Source organism: Bifidobacterium angulatum DSM 20098 = JCM 7096, from assembly GCF_001025155.1.
Lineage (GTDB): Bacteria > Actinomycetota > Actinomycetes > Actinomycetales > Bifidobacteriaceae > Bifidobacterium > Bifidobacterium angulatum.
The window spans coordinates 417022-442453 of the sequence record NZ_AP012322.1 but is presented as its reverse complement, the minus strand read 5'-3'; the positions used below and the strand labels follow the sequence as shown (position 1 = coordinate 442453).

Here is a 25432-nt window from a genome sequence, read left to right as displayed (position 1 = left end):
GTTACATTTCGTCAGCCCTTGACCGCACCTGTCAGGCCGCCGACGATCTTCTTCTGGAAGATGGTGAAACAGATCAGGGCCGGAATCATAGCCAGAGAGGTGAAGGCCAACACCTGTGCGGTGTCAACGGAGTGTTCGGAGCTGAACATCTGTACGCCAAGTGGCAATGTGTACTTGTTGGAATCACTGAGCACGAACAGCGGCAGCATGTAGGCATTCCAGCTTCCCACGAAGGTGAGGATTCCAGTGGTGGCCACGCCAGGCATGGACAGCGGAATGACCATGCGCCAGAAGAAGCCAAGGCGGGAGCATCCATCGAGAAGACAGGCCTCCTCAAGCTCATTAGGAATCGACTGTAGGAACGGCACCAAGATGATGATGGTCTGAGGAAGTCCGAAGGCAATTTGCGGAAGGATCAGACCCCACAGGGAGTTGGCCAGACCCAGATTGCGAATCAGCAGATACAAAGGTGTAATGCCAACGGTCATCGGGAACATGAGACCAGCAGAGAACAACGCGTACATAAGCGGCGCATAGCGGAATTTGTATCGGGCGATGACAAAGCTCACCATGATGCTAAGCACCACGACGCCTACCATGGTGGCGATACCCACGATGGTAGAATTCTTCAGTTCCGTCCAGAAAATATCACTTTCGAAGACCGTCTTGTAGTTGTCGGGGACCCATGGGTTCGGCATCCCGGACGGATGGTTGGTGATCTGCGAATTGGTACGGAAACCGCCGAAGATAATGTACAACACCGGAGTGATGCAGATGGCCACAAGCACCAGGGAGAAGAAGTAGACGATTGGGTTGCCCCATGGCGTCTTGGATGACTTACGGTAACCATTCTTCTTGCTGTACTCGCTGTTGTTGGAATGTCCTGCGATTGTTGCGGCAGTCATCACTTCACCTCACTTGCCAGGGCAGCAACCTCACGATGCTGCACTTCTTTTGCGCGCTTCCTGGCACGCTTCTTGGCTTCTTTCTGTTCAGTAACAGCACCGTCCAAGTCACGGTTCAGCACGAACTTCTGATAGACGAGTGCGATGATCAAAGAGATCACGAAAATGATCAGAGCAACGGCGGAACCATAGCCATAGTTGCCGGCTCCACGACCTTCACGCACCATGTAGGTGGCCATGGTGGACACACCAGCGGTGGTCGACACATACTTGCCCCACACGATATAGACCAGATCGAAAAGCTGCAGAGAGCCAATCATGGAAAGGAACACCCAGATCCGCAGCGTCGGAGCAAGCAACGGCAACGTGATGCTTTTCTGCATCTGCCAGAAACTCGCCCCATCCACTCTGGCTGCTTCATACAGTTCCTCGGGAATGGATTGCATGCCGGCGAGCATCAGAATTACGGCGAAACCGACGTATTTCCAGCTGATCAGCAACAGCAGCGTCCAAATAGCGATTTTCGGGTCGGCCAGCCAATCGGGACCATTGATGCCGAAGTTGGCCAGAATCTCATTGATGGCGCCCTTCTTCTGTAGCAACAGGCTCCATCCTGTGCCGACGATGACCTCGGAAACGACATACGGCACGAAGATGAGGGTGCGGATGAGACCACGCCCCTTGAACTTCTGGTTCAGCAGCAATGCGAACAGGATGGCGAGCGGAGCCTGGATGACCAACGAGCCGATCACGACCTCGAAGGTATGCAGAATTGCCGCCTGGAACGCGGGATCCTTAAGCGCTGTGATGTAGTTCTGGAAACCAACGAATTTACCTGTCTTGGAGGGAAGTCCGTAACCCTTCCACTGATAGAAGCCGTAATAAGCACCCAAGACGATAGGCAGAATCACAAAGCAGACGAACAGAAGAATCGCAGGTGCGGACAGTACGAAAATCTCAACATTACGACGCATTTTGCCATCGGACGGTTTCTTGGACCGCTTAGCGCGCAGCGTCACCGCGTCTTTGCTTGTACTTGACATGGTTTTCTCCACTACCAGATACGTTTCTCGAATAGGAAGGAGGGTGGATGAATATCTGTCTATCCACCCTCCTTTGGCCTTCAACCAGCCATGTTCACTGTCAGCCCTTGGCCGCTGCGTCCTTCATCGCCTTGACGATGTCAGCCGAAGTCCCCTGTCCGGAAAGCAGATTCACCACTCCGGAATTAAGAGCGTTGCCAATATTTCCGCCGAGAGCGGTATCCATCCACAGCTGCATGCCATCGGACTTTTTCATAGCTTCGATGATGCTCTTAAGATTTTCATCGGTAACCGCATCGTAAGCTTCGGCGGAAGCCGGAATGGTGCTGAACGCAGTGGCGTATTTCTCCTGATTTGATTTCTCAGCCATGAAATTGACGAAATCAACAGCAGCGTCCGGAGCCTCGGGATTGACAGCGAAACCGGTCACAGCGCCCATCAAAGCACCTTCCTCGCCTTTTCCTCCGTCCACGGTCGGGAAGGCGAAGAAGCCAAGGTCAGCCATTGGCTTCTTGTCCGGAGTCAGGTCCTTGAGAACTCCAGGCTCCCATGTGCCCATGAGCTCCATCGCAGCCTTATGATTGGCCAGCAGACCTGCGGACGAGCTGGCGCCCTGCTGGGCCGTCGTGGTGAGGAATCCTTCGTTAAAAGCATTCGCATCCAACAAATCCTTCAGATCATCTCCGGCCTTGGTCCAGCAGGAGTCGGAGAAGTCCTTGTCATTGACGCCCTTGGCGTAGGCCTTCGGAGAGCATTCGCGCATGGACAACCAGTAGTACCAGTGACCGACCGGCCAAGCATCCTTGCCGCCGAGTGCGATCGGATCGATGCCAGCGCTGCGAAGCTTCTGTACATCGGTCTTCAGCTCGCTGAAGGTGGTCGGCGCGGCATCGATGCCAGCCTGCTTGAACAGATCCTTGGAATACCAGATGCCACCAGGCTGCACAGTGACTGGAACACCATAGACCTTGCCGTCATAGGACATGGACTCCAGCGCAGAAGACATCTGCTTCTTGACGGTGTCACTAATCTTATCAGAAATATCCATTACCTGACCGGCATCAACCATGTCCTTGGTCTTGGCACCACCAAGGGTCATGTACACATCCGGGCCGGAGGCGGGATCCTGCATAGCGGTGGTCAGCTTGCCTTCGAAATCCTCATTTTGGATGGCCTGAATCTGAACCTTGACACCAGTCTTCTTCTCGAACGCTTTGGCCATATCCTCCCAATACTGCTTGCCGTCACCAGCTGTTGCGTTATGCCAGAACGTAATGGTCTTATCGTCTTTGGCACCAGTGCTGGAGCCGCAGGCACCCATGCCCAACATGGTCGCCACCGCAAGAGTGGCAGCTGCAATGGTTTTGAACTTCATTGTCTTCTCCTTATTGACCAAATCATCATCGACAAAATGATGGCAACGACAGGAATTTCTCTCGAATGGGTCGAATCGGGAAGCACGACCGCAACGAATGCTGCTGCAGCTCCCCGGCAGACAGAGAATCAGCCTTTGACTCCCTTCGAAAATTTCCATTTCGTTTTCGTTGTACCTATAGACTACCGAAACAAATCACACAAAGTCAAGTTTTTTGTAAAATCAGAAAACTAATTATTTTTCGTTGATTTTACAACGTTTTTAAGTATTGCCAACATATCGAAAGTTTCGAAAAACGCAAACCGAAACTTTCGTTCGCGTTTTCGGATATGATGAGCATGAAGAAGGAGTGACTCATGCGCAATACGACAAAGAAAGCTACGGTACGACTCTCTGACATAGCTAAAGAGACCGGTTATTCCCTTTCCACCGTATCCAAGGCGCTCAACGGCAGAGCCGACGTTTCCGAAGAGACACGGCAAACCATCAACGCGGCGTTGAAACGGTATGGGTATTCCCGTAAAGCGACAGGCGCGAAAAGCCAACGAATTATCGAAATCGTGTTCCAAGATTTCGATAATGTCTGGGCTCTTGAAGTGTTACGCGGAGCCATCCGCGAAGCCAAACAACACGATCTGAGCATCATCACCACCGAAGGTGGCAATCGGCAGCACCCGGACTCATCCTGGATCGACAACATGCTTCACAGGCAGGTGAACGGCGCCATCCTCGTTTTCTCGAACCTGACACGTATCGAACGGAACAAGTTGCATTCCAGAGGCATTCCCTTCGTTCTGTTCGACCCATTCGGAAATCCGGATCTGGACACGTTGTCAGTGCATGCGGACAACTGGACCGGAGGCGTAATCGCCACCAGGCATCTACTCTCACTCGGACATACCCGCATAGGCATCATCACCGGACCGGAGGAGATGATGTGTTCCAAAGCACGTCTGGACGGATATACATCAGCGCTTGCGGAACATGGAATCGAAGCCGATCCCGAACTTATCACCGAAGGCGATTTCACCACTGCCGGCGGTTACGCACAGTCCATCTCCCTGTTGGAACGACCGAATCGTCCGACCGCAATCTTCGCCGGCAGCGATCTGCAGGCCATGGGCGTCTACGAGGCGGCAAGGCAGCTGGGATTACGTATTCCCGAGGATGTATCCGTGGTCGGATTCGACGATGTGCAGACTGCCGCATTCCTCGGCCCGGCGCTGACCACCGTACGGCAGCCGCTCCAAGACATGGCAAGGGCCGCCGTACGCATGCTGGTCGAGGCGCTGTCCACCAACGACGTGATCCAACCGCACATCATCATGCCGACATCGCTAGTGGTACGCAACAGCACACAGCAACTCGAGGGTTAATCAGCGGGGCAAACTCACAGGCGCAACCGGAGGGAGAACACAGCGCTCCTAGCCTTTCGACCCGTTTTCACCTCGTTCTAAGACGGCCCGACGGAACACCGGCAGTGAACCATCCTGAAACTCCGTAGAATCTATGCCATGAAGCCGGCCATGCAACCGACGAATCCACCGGCCCATTCGGTGCTGAGGAAACGAGCATCGACACTCAGCAGAACCTGCCCCTGACGCACGAACGTCGCAGAATCAACCGGACCATGCATGCCAGTCACGATGACCGACAAGCGGTTGTCGTCGAAAAGTACCGCCGGACGCACTCCGTCAGCCTGTACGACGGCAACAGACCCAGCTTGCGAATCGTCTCCATTCACCATCTCGTAGCGCACATCCGTGCCACGCATCGAAAACACCGCGTAATGTGTGGAATTCTGCCGGATCACTAAAGAACCGGACATGGGAATCGGCATGAGCGTCGGCAGTTTCGCTATTCTGCGGTAGCTGACATCACGCTCGTCGCGCACCACCACACCGTTCGTCGAGCCATCAGCCACATCCACCAGCGCAGGTTCCACGTCACCGGCGAGCGAGGATTTCACCCTAGGCTCGATGGTGATGCCATCGTCTTCAGTAGTAACCGTGATCTCGTCGGCCAAGCGGCCAAGACCAGCGCAAGTCACTGGCCATCCGGGGTCACCCTCATGCGTATCTAATGCACCGTTGCCGTCCAGCTTCCAATCGGCCGGATTATGTTCCCAGGATACCGGAGCGACAAAGCTCTCCCTTCCCAAGTAGCTCAATAATTCGCCGTCACGCTTTCCCCGCGTCTCCCTCACGCCGAGACACACCAGCCACCATCCCAGTTCCGGATGAAGCAACAGGTCCGCATGTCCCACGCATTGCAGCGGTTCCGACAAACCCAGATGTCGGTGGGTGAGAATCGGATTCTTCTTATCCGCGTGGAAGGCACGGATTGCGGTGCCAAGATAGCAGCGTTCCCCGTCACGAACCTGCGGAATGCACTCACCCGATTCGGATGCTTCCTGTTCGTAAGCTTCGAACGCCCGAAGCAGTCCATGCGGCGCATAGATGCGCATGGCCATTTCGCTATGTTCGAAACTGGTGCCCCCCTCGGCGGTCATCAGATACACATAATCACCCACGCGATAGAGATGCGGCGCTTCAGCCCACACCGATTCCACACCGTATCCGCGCCATATTACCGTCTTGCCCGATCCCGCAGGAAGACCGTCATTGACAAAAGTCCAAGTCTCCGGATTAATGCGTTGGGTCCAGACCTCGGTCTGGCCTTCCCATTGCGGATTGACCGCAGGACGGGTCTGGGTCCAGTACACGTTGCCGTCCCCGTCCTCGAATATGTCTGGATCGATGCCTTCAGCGCCCTCAATCCAGAACGGGCCACGCCATGGCCCTTCGATAGAATCCGCTTCAAGAATAAAATTGCCCTCCGCGGCGTGGAACCGCATCAGCTCGCTTTCTGTGCAACCACCTTCCATAGCACGGCGATCATCAAGACGGGCAATGGTGCATGCAATCACATATTTGCCATGAATCCTGCGCAGCGTCGGCGCATAGACGCCGCCCGAATCATCCACGAAAGGAATAAGCAGGCGCCTTGCCAAGTCAGCATCTATCACATTCGACACATGCTTCCAGCACGTCATATCCTCGGAAACGTAAATGGGAAGGCCTGGGACAAGCTCAAAAGTAGAAGTCACCAACACAATTCGCTGGAACTCATCATCCCAAATCCAACTCGGATCAGGATACATTCCACTAAGAATGGGATTGGTAATGGTAATAGTCGCGGTCATAAATACACCTTATTCAGAAACGCTTTTCCACATCGTATCATTGCGAATAGTTGGAATTCTCGACTTGCTTTCATAACACATACAAGTCGTCTACCGACGACATAGCCGGCAGACGACTTGTATGCGAAGGAACTTTAAGGAAGGATGAGGTGAAAATATGTGGTGTGCCGGAGCACCGACGCTCCGACACACCATATTCAGCCTTGTTGCAACCGAGCCTCGCTGTTTAATCCAGCGATAAATCAGGAGTCCTAGCGAAGAACTCCTTGTTGGGCCACGCCCGCCCCGACAATTTCGGAGCGCTACGCGCACCCAACCATTGCTCGATTTCGACTCACGCCTCGGCCAATGCGTCGATCATATAGTTGTTGATCGTGGCCTTGACGGACTCGAGGTGATCGGACTTGGTGGCTTCGATGAGCTTGGACTGCGGGATATCCAGAGCATACTCCTCGAGGGATGCCAGAGAGGCGGTGCCGTTCTCGACGGTCGCGCCGATACCGGAATCGAAGGAGCTGTAGCGCTCGGCCTGCAGGTTCTCGATGACCTTGTCCTCGTGCATCTTGGCTGCGACCAGGAGGCCGGCGGCGAAGGAATCCATGCCGGCGATGTGGGAGCGGAACAGATCCTCGGCGGCGAAGGAGGTACGGCGCGGCTTGGCGTCGAAGTTCAGGCCGCCGTGAGGGCCGATCTGACCCTCGGCGAGGACCTCCCACATGACGGTGGAAGTCTCGTACAGGTCGGTCGGGAACTCATCCATATCCCAGCCGATGAGCTTGTCGCCCTGGTTGGCATCGAGGGAGCCGAGCACACCGGCCTCGCGGGCGGTGCGGATCTCGTGCTGGTAGGTATGACCGGCCAGGTTGGCGTGGTTGCCTTCGAGGTTCAGCTTCATGAAGTCGATGTCGTAGGTCTTAAGGAAGGCAATGGCGGTGGATGCATCGAAGTCATACTGGTGCATCGTCGGTTCCTTGGCCTTCGGCTCGATCAGGAACTGGGCGTCCAGACCGATCTCCTTTGCGTAGGCGTGGCACATGTGGAAGAACTTGGCCATGTGCTCCTGCTCGCGCTTCATCTGGGTGTTCCACAGGTTCTCGTAGCCTTCGCGACCGCCCCAGAACACGTAATTCTCGGCGCCCAGGCGCTTGGCGATCTCCAAGGAATGCTTCAGCTGGCCGCCAGCGTAGGCGTAGATGTCAGCGAACGGCGAGGTGGAGGCACCGGACACGAAGCGCGGGTTGGTGAACAGGGAGGAGGTGTTCCACAGTAGCTTGATGCCGGTGGACTTCATGTTCTCCTCGATCTTGTCGACGACCTTGTCCAGGTTCTTATCGGTCTCGCGCAGGGTGTCGCCTTCCGGGGCAATGTCGCGATCGTGGAAGCAGAAGTACTCGACGCCAAGCTTCTGGAAGAACTCGAAGGCGTAGTCGACCTTGGCCAAAGCCTCATCCTCAGGGTTGGAGTACTTGCCATACCACGGGCGCTGAGCGGTGCCCGTGCCGAACGGATCGACCAGCTCCTGGTCGAAGGTGTGCCACCATGCGACGCCGAAGCGCAGCCAATCCTTCATCTTCTTGCCGGCAACGACCTTGTCGGCATCGTAATAATGGAAGGCCAGGCCCTCCTGCGGTCCCTTTTCGCGGCCGACGTACGGAATCTTGTCGATATCCCACAGACCCATGATTGCTCCTTTGCTGTTGGCTTACCATTCGTAAGCTCGATTGCCCCAACGGGCTTTCGTTCTTGACACCATAGATAATAAAATGAATTACCTAAGTTTGTCAATTCGTTGAACTATACGGCGTTTCCATTGGAAAATCGCCGTTTGTTCAAGCAGTGATAAAGTTACTGTGTTTGTTTGCACCACAGCGCAACGAAGCACCATCGCCGCCACGCAGCGCAACCTACGCGACGAAAGGCGGACGAAACCGAAAGAAGGAAACCATGAGCGAAAACGTCGACACCATCTGCGTGCAGGGAGGCTATCAGCCCGGCAATGGGGAATCACGAACTCCCCCGATCATTCAGGCCACCACCTTCAAATACCAATCAAGCGAACAGATGAGCCGACTGTTCGACCTGTCCGAATCCGGCTACTTCTACACACGCCTGCAGAATCCGACCAACGACACCGTCGCGGCGAAAATCTGCGAACTGGAGGGCGGCGCCGCAGCAATGCTCACCTCATCCGGCCAGGCCGCGAACTTCTTCGCGCTGTTCAACATCTGCAACAACGGCGACCATATCGTCGCATCCTCCGCCATCTACGGCGGCACGTTCAATCTCATCAACGTGACCATGCGCAAAATGGGCATCGAATGCACGTTCGTCAGTCCCGATTGCACCGAAGATGAGCTCGAGGCCGCATTCCGACCAAACACCAAGGCCGTGTTCGGCGAATCAATCTCCAACCCGGCGCTGATCGTGCTCGACTTCGAGAAATTCGCGAACGCGGCACATCGCCATGGCGTGCCGCTGATTGTAGACAACACGTTCCCGACGCCGATCAACTGCCGCCCGTTCCAGTACGGCGTGGACATCGTCACGCACGCCACCACCAAGTACATGGATGGTCATGGCTCCTGCGTGGGCGGCGCGATCGTCGACTCCGGTAATTTCGATTGGATGGCCCACGCGGAAAAGTTCCCGGGGCTCACCACTCCGGACGATTCCTACCATGGCGTGACCTACGCCAAGGAATTCGGCAAGGCCGCATACATCACCAAGGCCACCGCGCAGCTCATGCGCGACTTCGGCTCCACGCCGGCGCCGATCAACTCGTGGATCATGGGCATGCACCTGGAATCCCTCGGAGTACGTATGGAACGCCACTGCGCCAACGCCCTGGCCGTGGCCAAGTGGCTTGAATCCGATCCGCGCGTCAGCTGGGTGAGCTTCCCCGGTCTGGAATCGGACAAGTATCACACACTGGCCGAAAAGTACATGCCGAACGGAACCTGCGGCGTGATTTCCTTCGGCGTGCCGGGCGGCCGCGAGAAAGTATCCGCGTTCCTCGACCACCTGAAGATGGTGTCCATCGCCACCCATGTGGCCGACGCCCGCAGCTGCACGCTGTATCCGGCCGGCACCACGCATCGCCAGCTCACCGAGGAGCAGCTCGAGGAAGCCGGCGTGGGCATCGATCTGGTGCGACTGAGCTGCGGCATCGAGAACGCCGACGATATTATCGCCGATCTCAATCAGGCGCTGGCCGCCGTACAGGAGTAATACAGCGCCAGCACAGAGGCCCGCCCGTGGGGCACAGCCTTCCCGCACAAGGTGTTCCTGCCCAGCCCAAACGCCATTACGGCTGTTTGTGGCAGAAATACCGCCCTCCAAATAGCTAGGTGTCTTATGTGTGGCACCACAATACGAATATGCCGGGTATCTTCCTTGGAATACCAAAGAAGATACCCGGCATATCGACTTTTCGATGCCACACATCAGGCACTGAGCAAAATCCAATTCGCCAAATCTGCCACACATAAGCGAACAAGCTCACACAGAACGCCAAAGCAGCCGCAGAACACCGGCAAACTCCATGGCACACAGATACCTGCCGCCAGCCCCCCCATGGCAGTGACTGTTCAAAACAGCGCAGGAACACGCTTCGACGAAACCCGGGCAAACCCTGACAGCTACGGCAAAACGTTATCGGAAAACATCACGCAGGGGCAGCCGCAGCCGCCGTTCAACCCCGATCGCCCTACTACTTCCGGTACGTCCACCGACCTGCAAGCATGGTGGCCTGCACATGCCGTGGCATTGCGCGCATCTCCTCTGGGGTTCCCACCGTCGAGGGGTCTCGATCCAAGAGCACCAGGTCAGCAGCGTCGCCTGCTTTGAGCCGTTCGCGCCCGACCTGCGTGGACGAGGCCAACGCCGTGCCGAAATCAAGGCACTGTTCCGGCTGGAACGGCTCACGATTCGAGTTTTCGGTGCCGAACACCGCCGCGGAAATGGCCATCCACGGGTCGAGCGGCGCCACCGGCGCATCGGATCCCATGAGCAGGCGTGCCCCGGCATCATGCAACGCCCTGAACGCATAGGGGATGCCGGCCGGATGCCCCCAGAAACGGGTGATGACGTCCCGGTCGTCCATGGCATGCTGCGGCTGGATGCTCGCGGCAAGCCCCAGCTTGGCGAATCGAGGAATATCAACGGGTTTGAGCATCTGAGCATGTTCGATGGAGCCACGCGCGCCGGCGCGTTCGGCGCAATCCAGCACAATGGTGTTCGCCTCGTCGCCGATGGCGTGGCAGGCGATGTCGAAACCATGCTTCGCGGCCACGAACATATAGGACTCGATCTGTTCGGGCGTGTAGCTCATCGTGCCGAAAGTCTCGGGTTCGATGCCGGAATACGGCGTCGAACAATAGGCGGAACGAGTGTTGAGCGAACCGTCGGAGATGAGTTTCATCGCGCCTACATGTCCGAGCCCGTTACTGCCGGGCAGCTCGTCGCCGGTATGCCAGCCATCGTCGATGGCCTGATGCAGCCGTTCCGGGTACACGCCCGCCTGAACCCGCAAACCGTTGATGCCGTTAGCGAATCGACCGATCCATGTATTGATGTTTTCGGCCATTTCGTAATCCCGAATGCCGACGACGCCCTTGCCTGCGGCGTCGTGTTCGGCTTCACGCAACAGACGATCCAGTTCCTCGGCCGCACCCGGCGCATCATCAAGACGGCAGTACGCGTCGAACCATTCCAATTCGCCTACCAGACCGGATTCGCCGACCTGCACGCCAAGCTTGCGCGCCGCCGCCGAATTCACCCAACCGCAATGCATATCCGCGCTGGACAACGCCACGGGCTGATCGCCCGCAACCGCATCGATGGCGGCAAGCGTGGGCTGTTCGTCATCGGCCCACAACGAATGACGGAACCGCATGCCCACCACATACCGGTTCGGATCCAAACGCCCTTCGGATCGCAGCTGCGACACATGGCCGCGTAGCATATCCATCGCCTCATGCGCGCTGCGAGCCTCGATAAGATCCAGCCGCCCCAGCGTGTAGGACCACTGTGTGAAATGCGTGTGACAATCCCACAGGCCGGGGATGATCCACATCCCCTCGGCATCGAACGCGTCGAGATCTTGATTCCGACCCGCCGCACCAGGAGCGATGGCAGTGATGCCCCCATTGCGTATCACCATGTCAACGGGCTCATTGAAGCCAGATGCCCTTACATTTCTGATGCATAGCGATTCATTCACAGCTGCTTGGATCCTTCCTCGGTTCTCTTTCGGCAGCCATAATATGCCGCGGATGCGGGCATGGTGTGCGATTTTCTCAAGTACGGAACGTATTGCACCGCTTTCCAGCGCATGCAGATATGTGGCGCACTCAGATACATAGTGTATTCAAAATACGTGGCCACGCTCAGATGGTTGGCGTACGCCTCGTGCGCTCATCATCGCAAATTCCGGGTTATCTACATATCCATATTTTTGTGGAGCCCTGCAGCACCTCACATGAGATTACCGATACACTCGCCGGCATGACCGATGGAGCACAATATTCGCAAACGCTGCATGAGCGAAGCGTCCTGACCGCCAACATGTGTCTTGAAGCGCAGCAGCGCACAACACGGCCACTGGTATTCAATTCACCACCGCCTTGGACCTTCTCGGCATTGAAAGGCCCGACGAAAAGACAATCACGCTGACGAATGCGGAGAAGCTGTACGTTCATGTGACGGCATCCGATCTTGGAGATGAGGAAAAGGAACGAATGCTTGCGCTTCGAGTCGCCTCGAAGATCGGGCAACACTTGAGCCAGCGAGTCGGCATCCACGAGCGCCTATACCCGTCAATGGCATTGGGTTTCGGAACGTTGATTGCGGGACGGGTTATGGGACGTCTCCCGCCGGAGTGCCGGGGACCGTCTCCCCCTGGTCCGGACTCCGTTCCGGAAACCTCCGTTTGCGAAATACCCCGCCGGGCCGGGCACCGGCTCCACCCGCCTGAGCGTATGCGGCATCCGCCTCAGGATCAAGCAGGCCGACCGACCAAGCCGACCTGTTCGCATAAGACTCCCATATGGGTCCCATATGAATCCCATATGGGACCCATATACGTTCACATATGTTCCTTTCCGGACGGGAAGACGGCAGGGGATGCCGCGGACTACCGGTTCGTCGTGCCGCCGTCCTTGCCGTACTCCTTCAGGCACTTGTTGAGGTTCCGCCAGAGCTCAAGGAAATCCTTGTCCTTGAGGGCCTCCTCCAGGAAGTCCTTCCACACCGCGCCTGCGGGCAGTCCGTCGTTGTCCTCCGGAATTGGAATCGGCCCCCACTCATAAGCGCCACGGAATATCTTGTTGAACTTGCATTCTTCGAATCTGAACGAAGGTTGACCTTGAATTCCTGAGAATACCGCACTGGTACGGAATTCTGCCATGACGAAGTTCGCGCCGCCTGTGAAGTGCGCCCCGCTGAAGTTCGCGCCGTCGAGGTCCGCCACGTTGAAGTTCGCGCCGCCTGTGAAGTGCGCCCCGCTGAAGTTCGCGCCGTCGAGGTCCGCCCCGCCGAAGTCCGCGCCGCCTGTGAAGTGCGCCCCACTGAAGCTCGCGCCGCCTGTGAAGTGCGCCCCGCTGAAGTTCGCACCGCGTTCGAATTTGGTTCCCTGAAAGTTCAGGCCGTGTTCGAAAGTGGTGCCGATGAGCCTCACATCCTCGTGAAACGTGGCTCCGTGGAGGTCGAAGCTGCAGTCACACCAAAGCTGGTCGTTCCTGACCTGTTGCCGTAACGTCACGTCGCCGTTCTCATCTCGCGGTCCCTTTTTCAAATGGGCGACGAACATACTGAGGATGGTGGATTCCACGGCCTTGTCGGCGTCGCCGGACCGGGGAAGACCCGTCGCCGGCTTGCCATCCTCGCCGAGGGGATACGTCTCGCGATCGGATCGCAGGTAGCCGCACAGGATGTCCACCACGCGCTGACGATATCCACCCTTGTATCTGTCCGCGATGTCCGTCAGCGCGTAGACGCCCGCGATGCGCGTGGAGGCCTTGTCGGAGCCCAATTGGTTGATGGCATCCTGTACCTTCGTCTCGACGATGCGGTCCTTCTCGCGTTTTTCCGCGCGTCCGGCCTGTTGCCGTTCCTGGTACTTGATCACCAGGTAGGCCACCGCGCCCACGCCGCCGACAAGGGTCAGGGCGATCTTGACGATGTTTTCCGCCTGCTTCATGGGATCCAGTTTCAGCTGCCAGAACGGCACGCGTCCCAGCCACCACATGGCGAGAAGAAACGCGATGATGCCGAGAACAGCCCATATGGCGATCGCGGCGAACAGTGGGAGCCTCCCCATCCATTCCTTACACCATCGCCCTGCTGCCTTGCGCTTTTGCGACAGCTTCTTCCCCCATTGCGGCAACACCGTCGACAGCCACGGCCACACCACTTTTAATAAAAGCAGGAATCCCGACAATCGCAGCAGAAGAAACAAAACCCACTGCCACGATCCCAAACACCATTGCCACAGGATCGTTCCCCATTGCCGCAGCATCGTTCCCCATTGCGGCAACACCGTCGACAGCCACGGCAACGACCCCACTACTACAAGCAGGAATCCCGACAACAGCCACAGGGGCCGCACCCATGGCGGTTTTTCCCGGGATGGTTGCGTCATGCCGTCCGACGGTTCTTCTGGCTCCTCCGCCATGATTCCTCCTCTTGAACCTTCCCTCCGAATGATTCCATGGTATCCGGCAATCGGCCCGGAATCCGAAAACGCCCGTGGACGCAAGCCGCGGCAACCGGTGCGGAACACAAGCGGCCCATTCCCCGGAGCCCGCGCAGCCGACCGGAACCCTTCGGGCCACGAATCCCTCCATATGCCGCCATGCATCCGTCACGTGTCCCGATAGGCGTCGCGCATGGCTCCGGAATGACGCTTCCCAATGTCCATTTAGAAGTGCAACACCCCTGTTGGTCCTGCAATTCCAGCAGTTCGTCGGCGAATGCCGACGCGGGTATGCTGGGACGTACCCAAGCAAGGCGGCGGATTATGGACAATGACGACTACACGGCCAAAATGACCGAGCTCATCCGGCTCATGCGCGCCATCGGCAACGACACCCAGCAGTGCGAGGTCAAGGAATGCGCCCATAAGATCAGCACCACCATCACCGACACTCTTTCGGCGTTCTCCAATGGCAACGGCGGCTATATCATTCTCGGCCTGAGCGAGAAGAACGGGTTCACTCCCGTGGATGGCTTCAACGCACGTTCCATGCAGGAAGCGCTCAGCCAGGCCTGCGAAAAGCTCACTCCCGTGGTGCGCCCGGTGATTGTGACATGCCCGTTCGAGGGCGCCAATCTGGTATTCGCGGTGATCGACGAGATGCTTCCCCGCGAAAAGCCGTGCTATTTCACGGCCGCCGGACCCTACAATGGCTCGTATATCCGAACCGGGGACGGCGATCGGCGCATGACCGCCTACGAGGTGGACCGACTGCTGGAGGAGCAACGCCAGCCTGAGCATGATATCGCAGTGGTCGAAGGCGCCACGGCCACGGATCTTTCCCCCGCCTTGGTGCAGGCGCTGCTCGTCAACGAGCGGGCACGACACGGGCACGTGTTCGAAGGGATGAGCGACGAAGAGATGCTGCTGAATCTGCGCGCAGTCGGCCGCCTCTGCTCCGATACAGCCAGCGGGAGCGAAACCGACGATGCCGTGATTCGCCCTACGCTGGCCGGCCTGCTGGCGCTTGGCCGATACCCGCAGAAGTTCTACCCGCGTCTGACCATATCGGCCGCCATGTTCCCCGGCATATCACGCGATGAGGTGTTCTCCACCGGCCGTGAGCTGGTGCGCGCCGCGGTGTTCGTAGGGCCGATTCCCACCATGGTCTGCGATGCGGTCGAAACGCTGATGGACTGGAGTCGCAGCGCTTCGCCCGCCTTCGACATGGCACGCCCGCCATATCCCCAGGCGGTGCTGCGCGAGGCGATCTCCAATGCCCTTATCCACCGTGATTATTCGCCCGATGCCGTGGGCACGCCCGTGCATGTCGACATGTTCGCCGACCGCATCGAAATCACCAATCCCGGCGGCTTGTTCGGCGCAGTGACCAAACGCACACTCAAGCAGCCGGCTTCCGGTTCCACACGCAACCCGTTCCTGTTCTCGCTGCTGCGTTCCGTCCCCTACCCGAGCGATGGCATGGTGTTGCAGGACAACGGTACCGGGTATCGTCGCATCGAGGCCCTGCTGCGCAATGAGCAACGCCCGCCTGCGCGAATCGATAATTCAATCGACTCGTTCCGCGTCACGGTTCCGGCGCTCTCGTCGAATCCGCCGGGGTCATCAGGTATGCCGGGCTCGTCGAGACTGTCGGCTTAGCTCGTATTCAGAGAAAGGAGCCGACCATGCAACGCCCTATTACGACATCGATCCCGTTACTCAGCCAGCCGTCCGAGGAAGCGCACAGCACCGAGGCCGATCTTGCCGTGGCACAGGATCTGAAGGATACGCTCGACGCGCACCGCAACGGCTGTGTGGGCATGGCCGCGAACATGATCGGCGAGCACAAACGCATCATCGCGTTTGTGGACGAGGAGCTGGGCGGTCGCATCACGCTCATGTTCAATCCGCGCATCACCGCGCAGGATGGCGCCTATGACACCGCCGAAGGATGCCTGTCACTTAACGGCGAGCGCCGCACGCTGCGCTATCAGCGTATCGAAGTGGATTACATGGATCGCCGCTGGCGCGAGCGGCATGCCACGTTCACTGGTTTCACCGCGCAGATCATCCAGCATGAGATCGACCACTGCGACGGCGTGATCATCTGAAGCTCAGCGTGCAGTGCCTCGGCAAGATGTACTGTGGCAAGGATCTTTTCCTGTAACTTAGGCAGTGACCGAAGTGTCGATGCGCGTGAAATACTCAGTGTCCGACTCGTGATCGATACGGGCGCCGAGATGACGCTGCACCGCCAACGAGGCGGGATTGTTCTTATGCACGGACAGGTACGCCTCCGTGATGTCGAACTCGTCACGCGCCTTGATAAGCAATAGCCTTAATCCCTCGGTGGCATATCCGCGTCCACGCCATTCGGGAGCGATTCCGTATCCGATATGACCCGCGCCTTCCATCAATGCATCGTTGAGCTCATGACACAGGTTGACGATGCCGACATATTCGCCTTGATCGTTCACAAGGATGTATTTGGTGGCCGGCACCCAACCGGGCTTGAGTCCGATGCCTGCGGCCTCGTTTTCAAGATCGTGCATATATTCCCCGAAAGCGGCCTTGTCCATGCCGGACGCCGGATTCTCGAATCCGTTTTCATCCGCGGGGAACTTATCGAACAGTGCATAAGTCCGTTCCGGCCCCCCGACCACACCTCGATCAAACGCATGGCAGGAGCGTAGCGGCTTCTGCTGACAACGATTGTTTTACGATGAGTCCGTCATGCATTCAAAAAACCAAGGCCAAACTAACGCCGACGCTATTGGTCTGTAACGATGCAACGAACGTTCATCCGCCCGTCATTTCATTCCACAAAACCATTGTCCGGACGAAGCGTCTGAAAGACGAGATGCCTGAACCGCACAGGATATAAGCGCCCCTTGGAATCAGCGCAGAGATTCGTATACGTCCGGATCCACCGGCTCAAGCCACTCGTTGTCGATTGGCTTGCCGCTGCCGTCAGGTATCATGAACGCCAGATGGCTGAATGATTCGCTCGGAGCCGCGCCATGCCAGTATTTGGTATCCGGTGGAATGCGTACAGCCTGCCCGGCCTTCAGCTCCTTTGGCGCTTCATTTTCGAGTTGATAGTAACCACGGCCTCCAACGGCAATGAGAATTTGCGATCCGTGATGATGCATATGCCAGTGATTACGGCATCCTGGTTCGAAGGTCACATTGTGAATCGAGATCTCCGACGATCCGAGCACCGATGCTAGGTAGCTCTGCCCGTCGAAGTATTGCGCGAACCCGTCGTTGGGTTCTCCAAGTGGAAACGGGCTGGGATTGCTGATTGTCATAATATTCTCCTTTTTTACGATTGGTCCAACGACTCACGAATCAGACAGATTCCCGAACCGCATCCAGCATCCGCCGACAGCGGCGGAACGCCGCAGCAAATATCATGGACCTCGCATCGTGGCCGACGATTTCAATCTTGATTTTCCAAATGATTAGCGATTGAAGAGCCAGCCCATGATATCCGAATCGTTGGCAAAAAGATGACCGCCCCGACCATGCTGATTGCTAATGTCTTGCGAGCTGAAGTATGAGTCGGGTCTGACATCGAGTACAAGGATTCGATCAATCTGGGTGTCAGTCAGCCCTTGGTCACGGTACAGGGCATGCAATCGATCATACGTTTCTTGCGATGGTTGAGCCCCGTAATATTCGTCGTGTGCTCCGACCACCAGCCGAACCGGCGTGCGAGCCTTGGCAAGCACCTCGATATCGCCGTCGAATTGCGAAGCGCATTGCAGATAGGCCGAGAACAGCTCGGGACGCATGCCCATCACGCGGGACATCGTCTCACCACCACCGGAATATCCCTCGCCGTACACCTTGTTTCGGTCGATGTTGTATGCGTCAAGCAGATATTCGGTCAATTCGATGGTCTGCTTGGCGCTCGTGTCACCCCAATCGTCAAGCTGCGGCGCCGCAATGATCATGTTCCTGTTGTAGCCTTGCGCCGCGAATCCGAATTCCTCTGTTCGCAAGCTGATTCCCACTCCTTGAAAATGCAGTCCTTAATAGCCGGGAAGCGTGACGAACAGCGCATAGGGCTTTGTTCCGTCGTACGAATCGGGCACGTACAGGTTGAAATGGATATTGCCTTGCGTGGACGAGCGCAATACGTTGTCGAGCACGAATCCTCTGTATTCGCCGGTTCCTTCACTGAAGGTCCAGCCTGAGGACGTGCCATGGTTGCGCGTCGTGACTTCCCTACCGCCCCCAGATGCCGACAAACCTTTTTTCTCGGAAGCCGTGGAGAAACCGGAAAGCACACTGACACCGCATATCATAAGCGCGAGCGCGCAGACGAAACCGGTGATCGCAATCAATATACGTTTCATGACGCTCCTTTGCTGCATCAATCGCAATACCCACGCTGAAGAAAAAGACAAGGATGAGGGACGGCCTGTTACGCAACACGACATGCAGCGGAACAATCGCTTCAGCGATAGCCACCCTGCATCTTAGCTATTCGGCGGCGCCGTTCCTGGTCTGGCTCAGCCAATCGGTCACGTCCTTCTCGGAAACCGAACCCGAGAATCGATGCCCGGTGAGCCATGTGCCGGTACCGGACATCTTCTGGAGCGTGGATGCGCTGTCATCGATGCCGGAGCTGGTTGAAGTGCAGAAAGGAATGATCGTCTTGCCTGTGAAATCGTTGGATTTGACGAAGTCGTTCACCGGCCAGGCGGGCGCCATCCACCAAATCGGAAAGCCAAGGTATACGGTGTTGTAGGTATCCCAATCGGGCACCTTCGTATCGGCGAGCTTGACGTCCTGCAGGGATTCGTTCTCGTGTTCCCTGATGACGCGGCTATCCGGATCGGTCCAATCAAGGTCATCATCGGTGTATGGCTGCTGCGGGATGAGCTCGAACGTTGGAGTGTTAAGTCCCTTGGCGATGGCCTCGGCAGCTCTTTTGGTGTTGCCGGATGCCGAGAAATACACCACAACGGCCTTGCCATTCGACGCGGACGACGAGCTCGATGAAGATCCGCCCTTGGCCGACGAAGAGGAATTACTCGTCGAGGAGCCGCCGGCGCCACCGCCGCATGCGGCAAGACCCATCATGCCCAACCCGACGACGCATGCCAGCACTTTTTTGATCAATACGCTTGCACTACGCATCAGTTGTCTTTCCTATTCCCTTACCGAATTCAATGCGTTTGCCAGCTTCTTGGCCTCCGCGGCATTGTGGGCCACGCCCTCGTAGGTCATGCCGTACATTCCGGCGAAACGCTCGACGGAATATACGCCGGCATCAAGCATCCACTGTTCCGGACCTGCACCTTGGAAGACTAGGAACAGTCTGCCGCCAAGTCGATCTACCTTGGGATTCATGTAGCAGCGTTCCATGAGGGTACGTACCGAGGCGCACAGGTTGTGCCAGTAAACGGGAGAACCGAGCACTACGACGTCGGCCTGTTTGATGCGTTCGATGACCTCGTCGAACTGATCGCCGGGCAGCGTCTGTCCAAAGGCGTTAATGCGGTAATCAGTAAGATTCAGGGTTCCGTAATCATGGCCGGCAAGCAGCGTTGCAGCCAGATGCGCGGTGTTGCCGTTACCATTCGGGCTGCCGTTGACGAAAAGAATGGTCATGATCGTATTCCTTTCCGGAAAAGGGGTATTCACAGGCTGCGATCACTCGCGGCCGGCACGATCCTTGACGTAGCCAACGAAGCGGTCGACTGCATCGGGGGTGTCGTGGCGGAAGAACATGCTGGTCTTGGTGTCAAGACCCGCGATGGTTGCCATCTCATCGTCAGAGAGCTGGAAATCGAAGATGTTCAGGTTTTCCTCCATGCGTTCCTTGTGCGTGGACTTGGGCAGGGCGATGATGTCGCGCTGGGTGAGCCAGCGCAGAATCACCTGCGCGACGGACTTGCCGTGCGCCTCGCCGATCTTGCCCAGAGTGGGATTGGAGAACATGTTCTGCATGCCCTCCCCGAACGGCGCCCATGCTTCCTGCGCCACTCCGCGCTTGACCATGTTCTCGTGGGCCTCAATCTGCTGGTTGATCGGATTGGTCTCGACCTGATTGACCATCGGGGCGATCTCGTTGAAAGCAACCATGTCGGCCAGACGGTCCGGATAGAAGTTGCTCACGCCGATTGCGCGAATCACGCCGTCCCTGTAGAGCTTTTCGAGAGCACGCCATGCACCGTAGGTATCGGAGAACGGCTGGTGCAGCAATATCAGGTCGAGATAGTCGGTACCAAGCTTCTTCAAGGACACATCGACGGACTTCAGCGTATTCTCATAGCCATAATTGCTGATCCAGATCTTGGTGGTGAGGAACAGTTCCTTGCGATCGATGCCGGAATCCTTGATGCCTTGGCCGACTTCCGCCTCGTTGAAGTACGACTGCGCGGTGTCTATATGGCGGTACCCGGTCTCGATGGCCTCACGCACGCAGCGCGGAGCATCATCCTTACTGATCTGGAAGACGCCGTACCCGATCTTCGGGATTTCGACGCCGTTGACGAGCTTCACATATTCCATGTTTTGCCTTCCGTGAATTCGTTGATATGAGATGTCGGCATATATGCCATCCATAGCCCCAAAGATAAAATCCGGTAGCCGCTACCGGTCAAATTGCGACACGCCGATACTATCTACCGGTAAGTACAACCGGAATCATGCCATGATGGACACGAGCAACAACGACGCGGCCAGACCCAATTTCTCTCCAGCAACGCCACAGAATATCCCGCCGCGTAGCATCTACAAGGAGACCATATATGGCAATCACTGCGATATCCCCCCATGCGAGCATGAAGACCTATACGATGAAGCAGGCATGCGAATTGACCGGCATGAACTATGAAGCACTGAAGTTCTACTGCAATTCCGGACTCGTGCCGGGAGTTGAGCGAGACCAGAACAACCGCCGCATCTTCGATGAGCGGAGCATCGCGTGGATCAACGGATTGACTTGTCTCAAGCAATGTGGCCTCGGAATCAAGGAGATGCAGCATTACACGCAACTCTGTCTTGAAGGCGAATCGTCAATACCGGAACGCAAGGAGATCCTCGCCATCAAACGGCGCGCGCTCGAGAAAAAACTGTCCGAAGTCCAAGACGCCATCGACTATATCGACCGTAAGCAGACCTTCTACGACGATGTGCTTGCCGGAAAAATCGATTATTATTCCAACCTCATCAACCCTGCAGACAACTGCGAATAGCCATCATCATGACACGTCGAGCCTGCGATTATGCCAGCAATGCCCACGGTCCCGTTCGCCGATTGGACGCGACACCTTGCACGGCGCATCCACGGCAACCACATCGGCGGTAATGTCACGCGCGATAACCAACCCGGTACCGATCATGCTATTGTCTCCGATGGTCACGTCAAGCAGGATGGTCAGATTCCTTAACGTATCAGCATCGGGAACCACATAGGACCATACGATGCCGGAAGATACGTCATACCACATCTAATTCCATAGTGCCAACGGGTGCGGGCCATCAACTCGGCCAAATCGATCGGCCCCTCGCATAATCCCCAGCCTCATCCATAAAGGCAGCTGAAACGGCGCCGCCGCCCATCCTCGTGGAATGAGCTGGACCATCAAGGCAACATTTCAGAATGAATATAGTCACCATATGCGCAATGCCCATACTCTTTGCTTGTGAACTGGTTTTGCGCTCATAACAATTTCGTCAATAGTGCTCTGGACGCAACTGTCCTCGTATCCATAACCGGCCTCGTGAGCGCTCGACTTTATTGCATTGCCCGAATCTCAGTTCGACGTCCCAATGATGTTCATGGTATTGGACTGATATTGCTACCGATTTCCATGACATTGCGTATGCGGATCAGCGCGCAACCGAATCACGTCGCGCTTACGCGGACTCCTGACGAGGCAAAAAGGGACCGATTGACCAATATGCACTAAAAGCACCCCAGGCCCAACTCAATTAAGCATCACCGCACTGTTGCGGCATGACGATGGGATATGGGATAATCCACAAGGTGCTTTTGCGTGGACAGACACCAGGATGACACGGGAAAACAAACGGCGGATGACACAAAACGGGCCGTCCGGGACACCCTGTAGACGGTTGTGTCATTTTAATTTGTGTCATTACGGAGTCCAGGTCCCGCAAAACGTTGGAAAATCAACGTTTCCTAAGTAGTTAGGTATTATATGGCTGAGTTTATTTACCAGATGATCAAGGCTCGCAAGGCCTATGGCGACCGCGTGATCCTCGATGACGTGACCCTGAGCTTCCTGCCGGGCGCGAAGATCGGCGTCGTCGGCCCCAACGGCATGGGTAAGTCCACGCTGCTGAAGATCATGGCCGGACTCGACACCGTCTCCAACGGCGAGGCATCCCTCACCCCGGGCTTTACCGTGGGCATTCTGCAGCAGGAGCCGCCGCTGGACGACACCAAGACCGTGGGCGAGAACATCAAGATGGCCTTCGGTCCGATCGCCGACAAGGTCGCGCGCTTCAACCAGATCGGCGAGGAGATGGCCGATCCGAATGCCGACTTCGACGCTCTGATGGAAGAGATGGGCAAGCTGCAGACCGAGATCGACGCGGCGAACGGTTGGGATCTCGACTCCCAGCTCGATCAAGCCATGGACGCTCTGCAGTGCCCCGACCCGGACACCCCGGTCAACGTGTGCTCCGGTGGCGAACGCCGCCGTGTGGCATTGTGCAAGCTGCTGCTCGAAGCACCGGATCTGCTGCTGCTCGACGAGCCCACCAACCATCTCGATGCCGAGTCGATTCTGTGGCTGGAGCAGTTCCTGCACCAGTACAAGGGCGCCGTCATCGCCGTCACCCACGACCGTTACTTCATGGACAATGTGGCCGAATGGATCTGCGAGGTGGACCGTGGACATCTGTACCCGTACAAGGGCAACTACTCCACCTACTTGGAGACCAAGGCCAAGCGTATGGAGATTCAGGGCGCCAAGGACGCCAAGCTCGCCAAGAGGCTCAAGAACGAGCTCGACTGGGTGCGTTCCTCGCCGAAGGCCCGTCAGGCCAAGAACAAGGCCCGCCTGGAGCGCTACGACCAGATGGAGCAGGAGGCACGCAACAACAAGAAGCTCGACTTCTCCGAGATTCAGATTCCTGCCGGCCCGCGCCTGGGCTCCACCGTTCTGGAGGCCGAGCACATTCACAAGGCGTTTGGCGACCGCGTGCTCATCGACGACCTGAGCTTCACCCTGCCGCGTAACGGCATCGTCGGCGTGATCGGCCCGAACGGCGTGGGTAAGTCCACGCTGTTCAAGACGATCGTCGGCCTGGAGCCGCTGACCTCCGGTTCGCTCAAGATCGGCGACACCGTCAAGATCAGCTACGTCGATCAGAACCGTGCCGGCCTTGACCCGAACAAGAACCTGTGGGAGGCCGTGTCCGACGGTCTTGACTTCATCGAAGTGGCCGGCGTCGAGGTACCGACCCGCGCGTATGTGGCCAGCTTCGGCTTCAAGGGCTCCGACCAGCAGAAGCTTGTGGGCGTGCTCTCCGGCGGCGAGCGCAACCGACTGAACCTTGCCCTGACCCTGAAGCAGGGCGGCAACCTGCTGCTGCTCGATGAGCCTACGAACGATCTTGATGTGGAGACCTTGGAATCGTTGGAGAACGCGCTGCTGCAGTTCCCCGGCTGCGCCGTGGTCATCTCCCACGACCGTTGGTTCCTCGACCGCGTCGCCACGCATATCCTCGCGTGGGAAGGCGATGATGAGAACCCGGCCAAGTGGTACTGGTTCGAGGGCAATTTCCAGGCTTACCAGGAGAACAAGGTCGCACGTCTGGGCGAGGATGCGGCACGCCCGCACCGCTTGCACAAGAAGCTTGTGCGCGGCTGATCGCCGGATTCGACGCATGCGATGGCCGGCGATGCCGCCGACCATACTCGGCTGTTAGCGAAATCGTTTGGCGGCTCTTCCCCAGCGGAGGAGCCGCCAAACGGCTTATATGGACCATGCCGCCATCGACTCGCCGGGCACAGCCGCACTCCCCTGCACATCAAGCGTTCCACACCGTTTGCCCAGCCTATGTAGGAGCCTTGCGTCCACGGGCTTGGGCGCCCCACACCGTAACACCGTCACAACATAGCGTGCCGGCACCGTGTAACACATGCGGTATAGAGTGACACCATCGAAACACAATCGAACCAACGTCGAATCGAGTGAACCATGCCCCAAGAAACCCTCACCCCTTTGGAACATATCGTGAAGGTTCTGGCTCTCGGCACCCCGTCCGAATACCGCGATCACACCTATATCAACGGCGAAAGCATGTACTTCCCCACAGGCCGCGTATACGGCGGGCAGGTTATCGCGCAGTCGCTGATGGCCGCCGCCAAAACCGTATCGCCCTCACGTCTGCCGCATTCCGTCCACGGCTATTTCGTCGCTCCCGGCGATATCCGCCAGGATCTGCTGTTCGACGTGGAGAAGCTGCGCGACGGCCGCTCGTTCTCCGCGCGCAGAGTGAATGTCACGCAGACCGATGGTTCCATTCTGACCGCAATCGCGAGTTTTCAGGAGGAGGGCCAGTCCGGTGTCGAATTCGCCGATCCCATGCCGCAGGACGTGCCGGATCCGGAAAGCCTGAGGAGCGCCAAGCAGTTGATGGAGCCATATTCGGACAAGTCGCCGTTCGCCAAATTCTATGCTCAGCAGTCGCCGTTCGATATCCGTCACATTACGCCGACCGTGATGCTTAAGCCCGATAAGGCCTCCGCCGAAGCCGATTGCGGTAAGCAGATGGTCTGGATGCGCGGCGATGGCGAAGTGGACGTACCGCAGGCCATGCATCGTGCGCTGCTCGCCTTGGGGTGCGATCAGGTGATGATGGAGCCGGTGTTGCGCCGCGCGGGGTTGAGCATTGCTACGCCGGGCATCTCGTATGCGTCGATCGACCATTCGATGTGGTGGTATCGCGACGTGGACATCAACCAGTGGCACTTGTATGTGCAGGATACGCCGACGGCGGCGCATGGCCGTGGCCTATGCGAGGCGAAGGTCTATTCGCAGGATGGCGAGCTGGTTGCGGTGATCACCCAGGAGGCCATGCTGCGCGTGCCGCAGCGCTGACCGGCCGATTGCCGGGTTCTGATACACCTGGCCCTATATCAAATGTTGGGGGTATCCGTCGATTACGGCGGATACCCCCAACATTGTCATATGGGTCTGCGCATCACAGAAC

General features: G+C 57.3%; 23 protein-coding genes. 8 read left to right on the top strand and 15 right to left on the bottom strand.

Features of this window, described 5'->3' with window-relative positions; genetic code table 11:
• Positions 1–11 precede the first annotated feature (11 nt).
• The 3 genes from BBAG_RS01755 to BBAG_RS01745 all read right to left on the bottom strand — a co-directional run bounded on the left by BBAG_RS01755 (position 12) and on the right by BBAG_RS01745 (position 3323).
• Positions 12–905, bottom strand: coding sequence for a carbohydrate ABC transporter permease (locus BBAG_RS01755; protein ID WP_003827739.1), 894 nt, complete (start codon positions 903–905; stop codon positions 12–14).
• Positions 905–1948 carry a carbohydrate ABC transporter permease gene (locus BBAG_RS01750; RefSeq protein WP_003827738.1) on the bottom strand — a complete coding sequence of 348 codons (1044 nt, stop codon included), beginning with the start codon at positions 1946–1948 and terminating at the stop codon, positions 905–907. Before BBAG_RS01750 ends, BBAG_RS01755 begins: the two co-directional genes overlap by 1 nt.
• 100 nt (positions 1949–2048) lie before the next feature.
• A complete protein-coding gene (locus tag BBAG_RS01745; RefSeq protein WP_047750039.1) occupies positions 2049–3323 on the bottom strand; it encodes an ABC transporter substrate-binding protein in 1275 nt (424 codons plus the stop codon).
• Between the two features lie 356 nt (positions 3324–3679).
• On the opposite strand from BBAG_RS01745, the gene BBAG_RS01740 reads away from it, so the two are divergent.
• Positions 3680–4699, top strand: a complete 1020-nt coding sequence (locus BBAG_RS01740; protein WP_003827735.1) for a LacI family DNA-binding transcriptional regulator — start codon at positions 3680–3682, stop codon at positions 4697–4699.
• A gap of 131 nt (positions 4700–4830) precedes the next feature.
• Here the strand turns inward: BBAG_RS01740 and BBAG_RS01735 are convergent, their stop codons facing one another.
• Both BBAG_RS01735 and xylA read right to left on the bottom strand, forming a co-directional pair.
• Positions 4831–6528 (bottom strand): glycoside hydrolase family 43 protein, encoded by a 1698-nt coding sequence (locus tag BBAG_RS01735; RefSeq protein WP_003827734.1) that lies wholly within the window; start codon positions 6526–6528, stop codon positions 4831–4833.
• Between the two features lie 334 nt (positions 6529–6862).
• On the bottom strand, positions 6863–8209 hold the full coding sequence (gene xylA, locus BBAG_RS01730; protein ID WP_003827733.1) for a xylose isomerase: 1347 nt from the start codon (positions 8207–8209) through the stop codon (positions 6863–6865).
• Positions 8210–8472: 263 nt separating this feature from the next.
• On the opposite strand from xylA, the gene BBAG_RS01725 reads away from it, so the two are divergent.
• On the top strand, positions 8473–9756 hold the full coding sequence (locus BBAG_RS01725) for an O-acetylhomoserine aminocarboxypropyltransferase/cysteine synthase family protein (RefSeq protein WP_003827732.1): 1284 nt from the start codon (positions 8473–8475) through the stop codon (positions 9754–9756).
• 481 nt (positions 9757–10237) lie between these two features.
• Here BBAG_RS01725 and BBAG_RS01720 read toward each other — a convergent pair whose 3' ends face one another.
• A complete protein-coding gene (locus BBAG_RS01720; protein WP_003827731.1) occupies positions 10238–11689 on the bottom strand; it encodes an amidohydrolase in 1452 nt (483 codons plus the stop codon).
• Positions 11690–12033: 344 nt separating this feature from the next.
• Here BBAG_RS01720 and BBAG_RS08550 point away from each other — a divergent pair, with 344 nt between their 5' ends.
• The gene (locus tag BBAG_RS08550) at positions 12034–12201 is read left to right on the top strand and encodes a hypothetical protein (protein ID WP_003827729.1); all 168 of its coding nucleotides are present in this window, start codon (positions 12034–12036) and stop codon (positions 12199–12201) included.
• Positions 12202–12661: 460 nt separating this feature from the next.
• Here BBAG_RS08550 and BBAG_RS01710 read toward each other — a convergent pair whose 3' ends face one another.
• A complete protein-coding gene (locus tag BBAG_RS01710; RefSeq protein WP_154646041.1) occupies positions 12662–14200 on the bottom strand; it encodes a pentapeptide repeat-containing protein in 1539 nt (512 codons plus the stop codon).
• A gap of 345 nt (positions 14201–14545) precedes the next feature.
• Between BBAG_RS01710 and BBAG_RS01700 the strand changes: the two genes are divergently transcribed.
• Both BBAG_RS01700 and BBAG_RS01695 read left to right on the top strand, forming a co-directional pair.
• Complete coding sequence (locus BBAG_RS01700) at positions 14546–15883, top strand: ATP-binding protein (RefSeq protein ID WP_003827725.1); 1338 nt, start codon at positions 14546–14548, stop codon at positions 15881–15883.
• A 26-nt stretch (positions 15884–15909) separates the two neighbouring features.
• On the top strand, positions 15910–16335 hold the full coding sequence (locus BBAG_RS01695; RefSeq protein ID WP_003827724.1) for a peptide deformylase: 426 nt from the start codon (positions 15910–15912) through the stop codon (positions 16333–16335).
• A gap of 57 nt (positions 16336–16392) precedes the next feature.
• Here the strand turns inward: BBAG_RS01695 and BBAG_RS01690 are convergent, their stop codons facing one another.
• The 7 genes from BBAG_RS01690 to BBAG_RS01660 form a co-directional block, all read right to left on the bottom strand.
• Complete coding sequence (locus tag BBAG_RS01690) at positions 16393–16776, bottom strand: GNAT family N-acetyltransferase (protein ID WP_231855879.1); 384 nt, start codon at positions 16774–16776, stop codon at positions 16393–16395.
• A gap of 345 nt (positions 16777–17121) precedes the next feature.
• Positions 17122–17535, bottom strand: a complete 414-nt coding sequence (locus BBAG_RS01685) for a cupin domain-containing protein (RefSeq protein ID WP_003827722.1) — start codon at positions 17533–17535, stop codon at positions 17122–17124.
• A gap of 153 nt (positions 17536–17688) precedes the next feature.
• The gene (locus BBAG_RS01680) at positions 17689–18183 is read right to left on the bottom strand and encodes a prolyl oligopeptidase family serine peptidase (RefSeq protein ID WP_197540493.1); all 495 of its coding nucleotides are present in this window, start codon (positions 18181–18183) and stop codon (positions 17689–17691) included.
• A gap of 78 nt (positions 18184–18261) precedes the next feature.
• Positions 18262–18588, bottom strand: coding sequence for a hypothetical protein (locus tag BBAG_RS08630; RefSeq protein ID WP_033508856.1), 327 nt, complete (start codon positions 18586–18588; stop codon positions 18262–18264).
• Between the two features lie 127 nt (positions 18589–18715).
• Positions 18716–19375, bottom strand: a complete 660-nt coding sequence (locus BBAG_RS01670) for a flavodoxin (protein ID WP_003827718.1) — start codon at positions 19373–19375, stop codon at positions 18716–18718.
• A 12-nt stretch (positions 19376–19387) separates the two neighbouring features.
• The gene (locus tag BBAG_RS01665; RefSeq protein WP_003827717.1) at positions 19388–19849 is read right to left on the bottom strand and encodes a flavodoxin family protein; all 462 of its coding nucleotides are present in this window, start codon (positions 19847–19849) and stop codon (positions 19388–19390) included.
• 42 nt (positions 19850–19891) lie between these two features.
• Positions 19892–20752, bottom strand: a complete 861-nt coding sequence (locus tag BBAG_RS01660) for an aldo/keto reductase (protein WP_033508858.1) — start codon at positions 20750–20752, stop codon at positions 19892–19894.
• 239 nt (positions 20753–20991) lie between these two features.
• Here BBAG_RS01660 and BBAG_RS01655 point away from each other — a divergent pair, with 239 nt between their 5' ends.
• Positions 20992–21438, top strand: a complete 447-nt coding sequence (locus BBAG_RS01655; RefSeq protein ID WP_003827715.1) for a MerR family transcriptional regulator — start codon at positions 20992–20994, stop codon at positions 21436–21438.
• A gap of 6 nt (positions 21439–21444) precedes the next feature.
• Here BBAG_RS01655 and BBAG_RS01650 read toward each other — a convergent pair whose 3' ends face one another.
• Positions 21445–21693 carry an LbetaH domain-containing protein gene (locus tag BBAG_RS01650; RefSeq protein ID WP_003827713.1) on the bottom strand — a complete coding sequence of 83 codons (249 nt, stop codon included), beginning with the start codon at positions 21691–21693 and terminating at the stop codon, positions 21445–21447.
• A 714-nt stretch (positions 21694–22407) separates the two neighbouring features.
• On the opposite strand from BBAG_RS01650, the gene ettA reads away from it, so the two are divergent.
• Both ettA and BBAG_RS01640 read left to right on the top strand, forming a co-directional pair.
• Positions 22408–24087 (top strand): energy-dependent translational throttle protein EttA, encoded by a 1680-nt coding sequence (gene ettA / locus BBAG_RS01645; RefSeq protein WP_003827709.1) that lies wholly within the window; start codon positions 22408–22410, stop codon positions 24085–24087.
• A 330-nt stretch (positions 24088–24417) separates the two neighbouring features.
• Positions 24418–25320, top strand: a complete 903-nt coding sequence (locus tag BBAG_RS01640; RefSeq protein WP_003827707.1) for an acyl-CoA thioesterase — start codon at positions 24418–24420, stop codon at positions 25318–25320.
• Positions 25321–25432 lie beyond the last annotated feature (112 nt).